Here is a 12,186-nt window from a genome sequence, read left to right as displayed (position 1 = left end):
CCTTCTTTCCGTTTCGTTAACCGACCCGTTTAAACGGCAAAAAGATCAAAAAGGGAAAGCTTCGCTTCGCCTCTTTGATCTTCGCCTCATCTCGGAGCGGCCTAAATGTATTTCGCCTGCGCCGTCTGGACACGACCGATATATTTCTGCGTTTCTCTCGGAAGCGTATCGAACTTGGCGTCCAAATCCGCTTCCGTGCGGATGCCCAGACGCTGCAGCGTTCCGGGTCCCGCGTTATAGGCGGCCAGCGCCAGACGCTGCGAACCGTCGTAACGGATCAGCATCGAAGCGATGTAGCTGGCGCCTCCGTTGATATTTTGCTCCGGATCGAACGAGTTTTTGACGCCCAATCCCGCGGCCGTTCCGTCCATCAACTGCATCAGGCCTTTGGCTCCCGCCCCGGATTGCGCGTTGGGATTAAAAGACGATTCCGCGTCGATGATCCCGTTGATCAACGACTCGGGAATCCCGTATTTGGAACTGGCGGCGCTAACGATATTCGCGTACTGCGCCGCGTTCGCGTTCGGCGTCCCCGATCGCACGGTCGGTTCCGAGACGTTCGGCATCTCGATCTTGGCCGGCGAGCTGTCCAGCGAAGACGCGCCGCCCGATGCGGAAGTTCCGCCCAGAGAAGTAAGACCTTGTTTGAGCGAATCGACTTGATCCGCCGGAAGCGAGATCGCCGCGAGCGTCTTCATGAGCTCTTCCGCCGAGATCGAGCTGGTACCGGACTCTTCCATCTTCTGCTGCAGCAGCGTAGCAAAGACGGAAGAGTCGATCTTGCCTTGAGACATGCTGTTCAGCGAAGACTTGTCGAGATTCAGGCTGTCCATCCATTGGTACTCAATGAGCTGTTTGGCCGTCCTCGGATCGATAATCATCGGCAGCAATCTCCTTTCTTTCTTGCGAATTTAGGAGCGCGGAGCGCTCATGCGGCGCTGGCTCAGATAATCGCTTTCGTAATAATCCAGGTCGTCGCGCAGTTCTTCGTAAGTCTTGGTGACGTCCAGCACGACTTCGCGCGCCGCCGCATGGATCGATCTGCGGAAACGAATGGCTTCTTGACCGGTATACGCGTAACGGCCGTCTTCGGCGTAACTTTCGTTTTTCGGATAGAAGAAGCTGTTCACTACATTATGGTAGACCTTGTACAGCGTGTCTTCCGCGGAATTCACGTCGAAGTTCGCGCGACGCAGCAGAACGCCGATTTTTTCCGAAGAACTTTCCGAGAATACGAGCAGATAGCGAAGATCGGACAAAAATCCTTTGTAATAAGCCACTTCTTCCTCTTCTTGAGACTCCGCAAGCTGAGGCAGCGAATATTCATTCAAAAAGGCTTCGATTCTCACGATAGCGGTTTTCAACTTTTCTCTCGTCGATTCACACAATTTCTGTACGTTAGGCGCTGACATAACGGCGTTTCCCCCTTGGTATGTGATCGCGCGGATGCGCGAAGCGGGCTTCCCTGCAAACCCTGTCCCTGCTCCGTCCATCGTAGCATAAAATTTGTACAAAAGCATCCGTCAGCCCTCCCTAAAGAAGGGCTATAAAAAATAGCTATAAGTCTCTTTCTCCTAGTTTTCATAACGCGTCTTCGAAAAAAGCGGGCTTCGTACAGGATCTAATTACTACTTAACCGATGCCCGACCGGCCAAACGCAGCCTTGACGCTCCGAAGCCGACGATCCCGTCGATCCGCTGGATGCAAAAAGGCGCCTTCTCCCTCATCGAAAAGGGAAAAGGCGCCGCCAATGGGATTGTTCGTGCAAAAGAATCCTCAAGGTTTGCAAGTTGCATCAGTGCGGAAAGTTTACCGTAAGCCGGGTTCTGTGCTGCTTTGCGGTGATAACGGGAACTACCCTCCCGCTGCGAGCGACAATCATCTGTCTAGGCCGTTTATTGCTAAACGGCTCGAGCGACCAACCTAAACGCACCCCGGGCAAGGGCCGTTCCCGGCAAGCCGGAAACCGCGTTTCTTTAGGTCTTGCTTCGGATGGGGTTTACCAGGGACGAAGTCACCAGCGCCCCTCGGAGTCTCTTACACTCCGGTTCCACCCTTACCTGTGCACGCCCGGAGGCGGCCATCGGCGGTCCATTTCTGTGGCACTAATCCTTCAGCTCGCGCTGACTGGACGTTATCCAGCATCCTGCCCTGCGAAGCCCGGACTTTCCTCCCGTGCCGCCTTACGCGACACCGGCGATTGTCTGTTAAACTTTCCTTAAGCAACGGCTAATAGTATATCGCAAATCGACAACGGTGACAAGACTTTTGTTTCACGCGAAACGGAAAGGTTCCGTGTTCGGCCGCGAAGCGTGGACGGTCGTGTCGCTGCCGCTATCCGCCAGCATCCCGCCGAGCAGTTTCGCCACTTCGCGTTTCATGATTTTCTCCGAATTATGCCCCGGATCGATAATCGCGAGACCGGCCATCAACGCGTCGTGCGCGGTATGGTAATCGATATCGCCCGTGATCAGCACGTCCGCGCCCTGCCGAATCGCGTGATGGATGTATCGGCTTCCCGATCCGCCCAGCACGGCCGCTTTTTTGACGAGACGATCCGGATCGCCGACCACCCGGGCCGCCGGAACGTCGAAGCCTTTTTTGACGATCTCGGTCAATTCCGCCAACGTCTTCGGCTCGGCCAACTTGCCGATCCGGCCGAGGCCGTAAGCTTTGCCTTTCTGCTCGAGCGCGTAGAGGTCGTAAGCGACTTCTTCGTAAGGGTGGGCTTTGATCATCGCCTGTACCGCTTTGGATCGAACGCTTTCCGTCAGCACGGTTTCGATGCGGATCTCTTCCGTACGCTCCAATCGGCCGGGAGTTCCGATATGCGGATTCGTGCCGCTTCCCGGCAGGAAGGTTCCGGTTCCTTCGGTGCTGAAGCTGCAATGCGAATAATCGCCGATCACGCCCGCTCCCGCCGCCAAGATCGCGTCGAGCACGCTGCGGTGATGGGTCGCGGGCACGTAGACGACCAACTTGAACAGCGATTCGCTCTGCAATTCTTCCAACGGCTTCGGCTGCACGATGCCGGCCAATTCGGCCATCCAGTCGTTCATGCCGCCTTCCGCCACGTCCAGATTGGTATGGCTGATATAAACGGCGATGTCGTTCTTGATCAATTTTTCGTATAAGCCGCCCATCGGCGTATCGGTACGCAGGTTCGCGAGAGGCCGGAAAATGATCGCGTGATGCGCGACGATCAGATTCGCGCCCAGCGCGATCGCTTCGTCGACCACTTCGTGCGTCACGTCGAGCGCGACCAAGACTTTGGAAATCTCTTTATCGAGCGTGCCGAGCTGGAGCCCGATCTTGTCGTTTTCGACGGCCAGCGATTTGGGCGCGAATTTCTCCATCAATTGGATGACGGTTTGTCCTTTGGCAAGCATGCCAGCACCTCCTTCAAAAATTGAATATGGCGCTCCAACGCTTCTTTTTTGCCGCGCGCGTCTTCGCTTTCCGAGCGTCCCATCGAACCGGCCACCCGCTCGAGCTTGGCGATTTCTCCGGTCCATTTTTCGCGGAATACGTCCGAAGCTTCGCGCGCCAGAAAAGGACCGAAATCAAGTAGCCGTTCGCGGCCCAGAGTGATCGGCGGTTCTCCGATTTCGATCTCCGCGTACAGACGATCGCGATGTTCGCGAACTTGTTCGGCGGACTCTCCGCGATCGGCCGTCAGCACTTCGTAAATTTTGCCTTCTTCTTCGAGAATCTGCTCGCCGGTCAACATCCAACCTTCGCTCAGCAGCCAGCGGCGAACCAGATCTTCTCCGACGTTAGGCTGCAAGATGAGGCGCTTGACGCCTTCAAGCTTGTCTTTGCCTTCGGTCAGAATGCGCACGATCAAGGCGCCGCCCATTCCGGCAATCGTGATGACGTCGACTTCGCCCGCGCGAATCGCGGCCAAACCGTCGCCGAGCCGAACCGCGATCTTTTCTTTGAGACCGGCTTCCGCCACTTGGCGGGAAGCCGCATCGTAAGGTCCCCGGTTCACTTCGCCGGCTATCGCGAACGCGGCTCTTCCTTGCGACACCGCGTACGTCGGCAGCAGCGCGTGATCGGAACCGATGTCCGCCAAGCGGCTGCCCGGCGGAATCATTTCGCAAATCGTGTTCAAACGTTGAGATAATTTCATACAGACACCCACGCAATCCATTTTTTTCGCCAGATAAACAAGAAGATGAACGCCAGCGCCAACTTGCCGAGAATGTACAGAATGATCCCTTCCGGCGCGTTATGGCGCAGCAGCAGGTCGTCGAGCTCCGGCATGAACCAGAGCGTCATGCCGACCGCGAAATAGATCGAAGCGAAACGCTTCGCTTTGTGATGGGCAAGCCAGCTCAGCCACAGCATCAGCGCGCCGAGCGGAATCCACAGCAGCTGCAGCATCGGCCAAGAAGCATCCGGATTCATCTGCCCGAAGAATTTGGCATACAGCAGAATCAGCGCGCCCCAACCGCTGTAATGCAGCAGGCCGCTCGGCACGATCATCCCGACCGTCAACCAGACGACCGCGCAGGACGCGATCAGTCCCAACAACGCGATTTCTTCGGGCCATCCGTTCAATCGGATCATCCAGATCCCGAGGCCGAGCATGACCAAACTGCCGACCCCGTAGAGAAGCTGCGCGCCCATGCCGCCCATCCAGGCTCTTCCTCCGGCGTATGTACCAAGCCCGTAACAGAACGACACCAGCGCGGCGATTGCCGCAAGTTGAAAAGGCCAGTCCAAGATCGGAAAATAGAATCCGATCAGGCTGAGCAGCGCCACGGTGACGAACGACAACGCCCACAGCTTAAAGTTGCCTTGCTGCAAAGCATTGATCGACAGCGTGCTCTTTTTCTTCTGCGTCGCTTCGTCATCATATAAGTTTAACAAAAAATCGCAGTAATGTTCGGGCAAAAGTTTGCTTTTGCGCCAATTTTCGATCTCCGTAATAATAATTTTCTTTTTTTCCCGTTCCAAAAGCGCTCCTCCTTCGGGTTGAAGCCGTTCTCATTCTTATATCGGCAGATCGCTTCGCTCCGATTAAGCAGGCAGGCATATTACGGAATCGAACCGGCGGAACGCTCGCGCAAAAACCGCCGGAATCAAGCTCCGGCGGTCGGTTGCACGGCCTGTTCGGGTTCGTTTCCGCTTCCGATTCGGTCGATACGCACTATTCGAGGAAATCTTTGAGGCGTTTGCTTCGGCTCGGGTGACGGAGTTTGCGCAGAGCCTTCGCTTCGATCTGACGAATCCGTTCGCGCGTAACCCCGAATACTTTGCCGACTTCTTCCAACGTGCGGGTTCGGCCGTCGTCCAGCCCGAAACGGAGCCGGAGCACGTTCTCTTCGCGGTCCGTGAGCGTATCCAGCACGTCTTCGAGCTGCTCTTTGAGCAGTTCGTAAGCCGCGGCGTCCGCCGGAGCCAGCGCTTCTTGGTCTTCGATGAAGTCGCCCAGATGCGAGTCGTCTTCTTCGCCGATCGGAGTCTCCAGCGAGACCGGCTCTTGAGCGATCTTCATGATCTCCCGAACCTTCTCCACGCTGAGTTCCATCTCGGCCGCGATCTCTTCCGGCGAAGGTTCTCGTCCGTATTCTTGCAGCAGTTGACGCGATACGCGGATCAGCTTGTTGATCGTCTCGACCATATGCACGGGAATCCGAATCGTACGGGCCTGATCGGCGATCGCCCGGGTAATCGCCTGACGAATCCACCAAGTGGCGTACGTACTGAATTTGAAGCCCTTCTTATAGTCGAACTTCTCTACCGCTTTGATCAGGCCCATGTTGCCTTCTTGAATCAGATCCAAGAATAACATGCCCCGTCCGACGTAACGCTTGGCGATGCTGACGACCAACCGAAGGTTGGCTTCCGCCAAACGGCGTTTGGCTTCTTCGTCGCCTTCCTTGATCCGTTTCGCCAGTTCGACTTCGTCGTCTGCGGAGAGCAGGGGAACCCGCCCGATCTCTTTGAGATACATGCGCACAGGATCGTTGATCTTGATGCCCGGCGGAAGCGCAAGGTCGTCTTCGAATTCGGATTCCTCGCCGTCCTCCTGTTCGTTTCGCGGACGGGCGCGTTCTTCTTCCTCGTCGCTCTCGTCTCCTACCTCGATCCCCAGATCTCCGAGCTGTTCGTAGAATTCGTCGATTTGCTCAGGGTCTTGATCGAACGGCGACAACTTATCGGCAATCTCTTTGTAGCTGAGCTGGGATCTCTTCTTGCCGAGTTCGATCAGCTGCTCCTTCACCTGGTCAAGGGTCAGTTCGCCTTCCAATTCCGTATGTTGCTCGTTCGCCATTCTAGACTCCCTCCTCCCCGGAATTCGAACCCGATGCTTGTTCGTTACTGTCTTTCCAGGGCTATGATTTCACTTGCGATTTGAGCGGCCAACAGGAAATCCCCGTCTTTCTCGGCGCGCATCATTTCCTCGCGCTTGCGTTCGATGCCTTGCAGGCGCGGGACTTTGCGTACTTCGCGAATGCAGTCGTCGAGCACCTGCTCGTTCCACTCGCGGGGGCCTTCCGTCATCGCGATGGAACTGACGATCTTCTCCAGTTTCTCGTCCTGCAAAGAAGCGATGAAACGGCTGCTGTCCGGCTCTCGGTCCTGGGCGTAAAAAGCGTACAGATAAGCCGCGATCGCCGCATGCTCGGCAACGTTGAATTCGTCTCCGAGACGTTCCGCCACATAATCCGAAGCCTGCCGGTCCTGAAGCATCAGGAACAGAAGCCGCCGCTCGGCGGTCTGATGGGCGGGCAGCAGATCGCGGTTAGGCCGCGAACGCCGGTCCTGCCGAAAGAAGTCGTCTTCGGGCGCGGCGTTCTGTTGACCTCCGCCGAAGCCGCCTTTCCTGTAGCCGCCTTTGTTCGCGTAATCGCTGCGCTTGCCTTGCGATCTTCCGCCGTATTGACCGCGTTCTCCCGGCTGAGGTCCGGAATAAGCGGGACCCGGATCGTCTTGGCCGGGAGCCGGGCGGTGCTGTTCCTGACGGATCAGGTTGCAGTCCTGCTTAAGGCTCTCGAACGAGACGTCGACTTCGGAAGACAGTTCTCGCAGATAGACTTCCCGCTCCGTCGGCGAAGAAAGCGCCGCGATGACGGGAAGCGCAGCTTTCGCGTAATCCACGCGTCCGCTTTCTTCGTTGAGCTTGTAGCCGCGGCGCAGATTCGAAAGGCGGAATTTGGTCGTCGAAGCGGCTTCTTCCACCACCTGACGGACGAATCGCTCGCCCCCGTTCGATCGGATATAATCGTCCGGATCGACGCCCGGCGGCAGCATCGCGATCTTGACCTGCAGTCCGGCTTGTTCCAGAATCGGAATGCTTTTGAGCGCGGCGTTCTGGCCCGCGTTGTCGCCGTCGTAGCAGACAAGCACTTCGTCCGCCGTGGTCTTGATCATCGCGGCGTGCTGCTCCGTCAACGATGTGCCCATCGTCGCGATGCCGTTATGCACGCCCGCTTCCCAAGCGGCGATCACGTCGCCGTAACCTTCGAACAATACGGCTTGACGCTGTTTGCGGATCGCGCCGCGCGCCTGATCGAAGTTGTACAATACCCGGCTTTTGTTGAACAGCCGACTTTCCGGCGAGTTCACGTATTTGGGATGCCCTTCACCCAGAATCCGTCCGGCGAAAGCGATGGTCTTGCCGCTTCGGTTGGCGATCGGAAACATGATGCGGCCGCGGAACCGATCGACGTATCCGTCGCCGCTTTGCCTTGCGGAAATCAAACCGCCTTTCTCCATCTCCGCCAGATCGAAAGAACGTTTGTCCAGAAATTGAACCAGCGTATCCCAACGGTCCGGCGCGAAGCCGATGCGGAAATGGTCGATGAGCTTGTCTCCGATCCCCCGGCCGCGCAGATATTCCAATGCGGGACGGCCGTGTTCGGTGTTTTTCAACAGAAAGTGATAGAATTTTTCGCTCCATTCGTAAGCCTGAAGGAGACGTCCGGTTTCTCGGTCCTGAGGAGATTCCGCTTTGCCTCCCGAATTCGGAACGGCAATATGCGATTCCTCCGCCATGATCTTCACGGCCTCGGGGAAGGATAGTCCTTCGATTTCCATCCTGAATTTGATGGCGTTGCCCCCCATGCCGCAGCCGTAGCAGTAGAAGATCTGACGATCCGGCGTCACCGTAAAAGAAGGGGTCTTTTCGGAATGGAACGGACACAGGCCTTTCATGTACTTTCCCTGTTTGGTCAGATGAACATATCTGCCCACCGTCTCGACGATATCGTGCTGGGTCAGCACGGCATCGATCGTTTCCTCCGGAATATTTCCATATTCCGTACTCATGTTAACCACCTTCTAATGAGAATAATATTCGCTGTATTCAAAGCTTCTCCTGCAATTCATATAAAAGTTTTAAACATTTTTCGACGAATGTCGCCCGATCTTCCGCCGTAAACTTTTTCGGACCTTTCGTTTTTCCGCCTCCGCGGCGCACTTTCGCGCTGATATGCCGGCGGTCGAGCAGAAATTCGATATTCTCCGAATCGTACACGATTCCGCGTTCCGACAGCGCGTAAGCCCGCTTGGCCAATACCAATGCGGCAAGCCCGTAATCTTGGGTAATAACCAGATCGCCCGCTCGAAGATGATTCGCGATGTACAGATCCGCGCTTTCTTTTCCGCGATCGACCCGCACGACCCGAACGCCTTCTTCTTCGCGAAGCACATGGTCGTAAGAAGAAACCATGATCACCGGCACGCCGGTTTTCCCGGCAACTTTTTTGATCTCTTCCTTGACCGGGCAAGCATCGGCGTCGACCAGAATTCTCATTCCCGTATCGGCCGCTTCCATGCATCCTCCTCCTGATCGCGCGAAGCCTTGTTCCGCGCCGCATCGATCCTATGCGAAAAACGGAACTTTGCCCGCCGACAAGGAGAGGGACGCTTTGCGCGCCCGCCCTCTTCGAAGTAGAAAGAGAAACACATGCTCCGACGTCTCTGTTTCGGCCGGTCCTGCTCTCTGTGCGGGAAAGATTCCGTATCGTTGTTTATTATAAGCGGCGTACGCGAACCTTCTCGCTTACTGCCAAACCAGTTTGCCGAAGTCGGCAAATCGCTTCAGATCGCCGTCGATCGCGGCAAGCAGCGCCAGACGGTTGGCGCGTACTTTCTCGTCCTCCGCCATTACCATTACCCGATCGAAGAACGTCGTAATCGGCTGCTTGAGACCTGCCAGCGCCGTCAGTTCCGCTTCGGCCGCGCTCATGTGACCTTCTTCTTCGGCATAAGCCCAAGTCTCCTGCTGACCGTGCAGCAGCTGCCAAGATTCGAACAGCTCGCGTTCCGGCTCGCCTTCGAACAGCTCCGGATTCACTTCGCGCGAATCGGCTTTCGCGGCCAAGTTGCTCGTCCGCGTGAACGAATCCGCCGTTTCTTTGAAGGTCGCGTCTTCGCGCACGGCTTTCATCAAGGCCTCGCCGCGCGACACGACTGCCGGAATATCGCCGAATCCGGCCGCGATGACCGCGTCCACCACGTCGTAACGCAGATCGTCGGACAGCAGCTTTTTGACGCGCAGTTCGAAGAAGTCGTTCAGGTCTTTGCGGACTTCTTCCGCCGAACGCTTGAGGTTGCCCGCCTGTTCGTGAACCGCGATCGACAGATCGAACAATCGGTCCAGCGTCAGATCCAGCTTGTGATCGAGCAGAATCTGCACGATGCCGGCCGCTTGGCGGCGCAGCGCGTAAGGGTCCTGCGAGCCGGTCGGAATGATGCCGATGCCGAAGAATCCGACGATCGCGTCCATCTTGTCCGCGAGGCTGACGACCGAGCCCACGATGGAAGCCGGTACGGATTCGCCCGCGAAGCGCGGTTGATAATGTTCGAACACGGCGCGCGCGACGGATTCTTTCTCTCCGGCTTTACGCGCGTAGTCTTCGCCCATGACGCCTTGCAGTTCGGGGAACTCGTACACCATCTGCGTTACGAGGTCGAACTTGCAGATGTCGGCCGCGCGGCTGACGTCCTGCGCGTCTTCGCTGTCCAGATTCAACAGCTCGGCGATCTTGTCCGCCGTTTGACGAATACGGCGCACTTTATCGCCGGTGCTGCCCAGTTCTTCGTGGAATACGACGGTCTCGAGCTTGGACAGGAAGTCCTTGATTTGCACCTTCTGGTCTTCTTCGTAGAAGAACTTGGCGTCCGACAGACGGGCGCGCAGCACTTTCTCGTTGCCTTTGGCGATGACGTCCAGCGATCTGGCGTCGCCGTTGCGGACCGTCACGAAGAACGGCAGCAGCTTGCCTTGCGCGTCCAGTACCGGGAAGTAGCGTTGATGTTCTCTCATCGAAGTGATCAGCACGTCCTGCGGAATGTTCAAGAAAGATTCTTCGAACGTGCCGAACAGCGCCGTCGGCGTCTCGACGAGGAACAATACCTCTTCGAGCAGATCGTCTTTGATCTGGATATTCCAGCTTTTCTCTTCGGCCAGCTCGCGAATTTGCTTCAGGATCAGCGCTTCGCGCTCTTCCACGTCCACCAGCACGTGCTGGGCGCGCAGCGCTTCGGCGTAATCGGCCGCCGAGGCGATCGACGTTTCGCCGCCCAAGAAACGATGTCCGCGCGATACGCGGCCCGTCTCGACGTCCGTAATCTCGAACGGCACGATCTCTTCGCCGAACAAAGCGACCATCCAACGGATCGGACGAATGAATTTGAAATCGTAAGCGCCCCAACGCATATTTTTCGGGAACGTCATCGACGTGATGATGCTTTTGAGACCTTCCGGCAGCAGCGAAGACGTCTCTTGTCCGTTCAGGCTTTTGGTCGCGTAGATGTACTCGACGCCCGCCAATTCTTTGAACGTGAAGTCGCCGGCGTCCACGCCTTGGCTGCGGGCGAATCCGAGCGCCGCTTTGGTCCATTCGCCGTTCGCGTCCACCGCGATTTTGCGCGAAGGGCCTTTGACTTCTTCGTTCACGTCGTCTTGTTTTTCCGCGACGCCGCGAGCCAATACGACCAGACGGCGAGGCGTTGCGTAAGCTTCGACTTTATCGTAACTCAGACGCGAAGCGTCCAACCATTTTTCCGTTTTCTCGCGCAGTTGGTTCATCGCCGCGCGCAGGAAGCGAGCCGGCACCTCTTCCAGTCCGATCTCCAGCAGCAGATCTTTTGCCATTAGGCTTCCTCTCCTTTCTTGATCAGCGGGAAGCCGAGCTTCTCGCGCTCTTCGACGTAAGTCGCCGCGACTTTGCGGGCCAGATTGCGCACCCGTGTAATATAGCCCGTACGTTCCGTCACGCTGATCGCGCCGCGCGCGTCGAGCAGGTTGAACGTGTGGGAACATTTGAGCACGTAGTCGTACGCCGGGAAAACAAGGCCTTCGTTCATTGCGCGCGCCGCTTCCTGCTCGTACATGTTGAACAGGGTGAACAGCATCTTCACGTCGGACAATTCGAACGTGTATTTGGAATGCTCGTATTCCGCTTGATGATAAACGTCGCCGTAGGTCATGCCTTTGACGTATTCCAGCTCGAACACGTTCTCTTTATCTTGAATATAGGAAGCCAGACGTTCCATGCCGTACGTGATCTCGACCGCGACCGGATTCGTTTCGAGACCGCCGACCTGTTGGAAATACGTAAACTGCGTGATTTCCATGCCGTCCAACCACACTTCCCAACCGAGTCCCGCGCAGCCGAGCGTCGGATTCTCCCAGTTGTCTTCGACGAACCGAATGTCGTGAATCAGCGGATCGACGCCGAGCGCTTTCAAGCTCTCCAGATACAATTCTTGAATATTGTCGGGGGAAGGCTTGATGATGACTTGGAATTGGTGATGCTGGTACAACCGGTTCGGGTTCTCGCCGTAACGACCGTCGGAAGGACGGCGGGAAGGTTCGACGTAAGCCACTTTCCACGGCTCGGGGCCGAGCGAGCGCAGGTACGTCATCGGGTTCATCGTGCCCGCGCCTTTTTCCGTATCGTACGGCTGCGCGTTGATGCATCCTTGTTCCGCCCAGAACTGCTGAAGCGTCAGGATCATGGTTTGAAAATTCATTTGGAGCACCCCTTTGCGATAATGATCGGCTGATCGGACGGAGTTTTTGCACGCAAAAAACCCCCATCCTTACGCCTGATTGGACAGACGTAGGGACGAGAGTCAATTCAGGCATCTGCGATACCTTTAACACCCCGCGGTTCCACCCTACTTGAATGCGAAGCCGTCTCCGGCAAGGCCGCATTCCTC

Annotated in this window: 10 protein-coding genes and 1 other RNA gene; all 11 read right to left on the bottom strand. The window is 56.6% G+C overall.

The genetic code is table 11. The features are described 5' to 3' along the window. Window positions 1-101: 101 nt before the first annotated feature. The 11 genes from CDO73_RS15005 to glyQ all read right to left on the bottom strand — a co-directional run bounded on the left by CDO73_RS15005 (window position 102) and on the right by glyQ (window position 11,997). Complete coding sequence (locus tag CDO73_RS15005; protein WP_256972706.1) at window positions 102-881, bottom strand: lytic transglycosylase domain-containing protein; 780 nt, start codon at window positions 879-881, stop codon at window positions 102-104. Between the two features lie 30 nt (window positions 882-911). Next, complete coding sequence (locus tag CDO73_RS15000; RefSeq protein ID WP_088489331.1) at window positions 912-1,412, bottom strand: DUF3907 family protein; 501 nt, start codon at window positions 1,410-1,412, stop codon at window positions 912-914. A gap of 388 nt (window positions 1,413-1,800) precedes the next feature. Then, window positions 1,801-2,216: RNase P RNA component class A (rnpB, locus tag CDO73_RS14995), an RNA gene on the bottom strand. A 57-nt stretch (window positions 2,217-2,273) separates the two neighbouring features. Further along, a complete protein-coding gene (locus CDO73_RS14990) occupies window positions 2,274-3,389 on the bottom strand; it encodes a Nif3-like dinuclear metal center hexameric protein (RefSeq protein WP_088489330.1) in 1,116 nt (371 codons plus the stop codon). After that, window positions 3,356-4,135, bottom strand: coding sequence for a tRNA (adenine(22)-N(1))-methyltransferase (locus CDO73_RS14985; protein WP_088489329.1), 780 nt, complete (start codon window positions 4,133-4,135; stop codon window positions 3,356-3,358). Before CDO73_RS14985 ends, CDO73_RS14990 begins: the two co-directional genes overlap by 34 nt. Next, a complete protein-coding gene (locus CDO73_RS14980) occupies window positions 4,132-4,965 on the bottom strand; it encodes a hypothetical protein (protein ID WP_088489328.1) in 834 nt (277 codons plus the stop codon). Before CDO73_RS14980 ends, CDO73_RS14985 begins: the two co-directional genes overlap by 4 nt. A 193-nt stretch (window positions 4,966-5,158) precedes the next feature. After that, complete coding sequence (rpoD, locus tag CDO73_RS14975) at window positions 5,159-6,286, bottom strand: RNA polymerase sigma factor RpoD (RefSeq protein ID WP_088489327.1); 1,128 nt, start codon at window positions 6,284-6,286, stop codon at window positions 5,159-5,161. A 44-nt stretch (window positions 6,287-6,330) separates the two neighbouring features. Further along, window positions 6,331-8,283, bottom strand: coding sequence for a DNA primase (gene dnaG, locus CDO73_RS14970; protein WP_088489326.1), 1,953 nt, complete (start codon window positions 8,281-8,283; stop codon window positions 6,331-6,333). A 37-nt stretch (window positions 8,284-8,320) separates the two neighbouring features. Continuing rightward, window positions 8,321-8,791 carry a YaiI/YqxD family protein gene (locus CDO73_RS14965; RefSeq protein ID WP_088489325.1) on the bottom strand — a complete coding sequence of 157 codons (471 nt, stop codon included), beginning with the start codon at window positions 8,789-8,791 and terminating at the stop codon, window positions 8,321-8,323. A gap of 228 nt (window positions 8,792-9,019) precedes the next feature. Then, window positions 9,020-11,116, bottom strand: coding sequence for a glycine--tRNA ligase subunit beta (glyS, locus tag CDO73_RS14960; RefSeq protein ID WP_088489324.1), 2,097 nt, complete (start codon window positions 11,114-11,116; stop codon window positions 9,020-9,022). After that, window positions 11,116-11,997 (bottom strand): glycine--tRNA ligase subunit alpha, encoded by an 882-nt coding sequence (gene glyQ / locus CDO73_RS14955; RefSeq protein WP_088489323.1) that lies wholly within the window; start codon window positions 11,995-11,997, stop codon window positions 11,116-11,118. Before glyQ ends, glyS begins: the two co-directional genes overlap by 1 nt. Window positions 11,998-12,186 lie beyond the last annotated feature (189 nt).

Source organism: Saccharibacillus sp. O23 (assembly GCF_002205895.1).
GTDB lineage: Bacteria > Bacillota > Bacilli > Paenibacillales > Paenibacillaceae > Saccharibacillus.
Note: the sequence above shows the minus strand (reverse complement) of the source record. Positions and strands in the feature narration are given on the sequence as shown.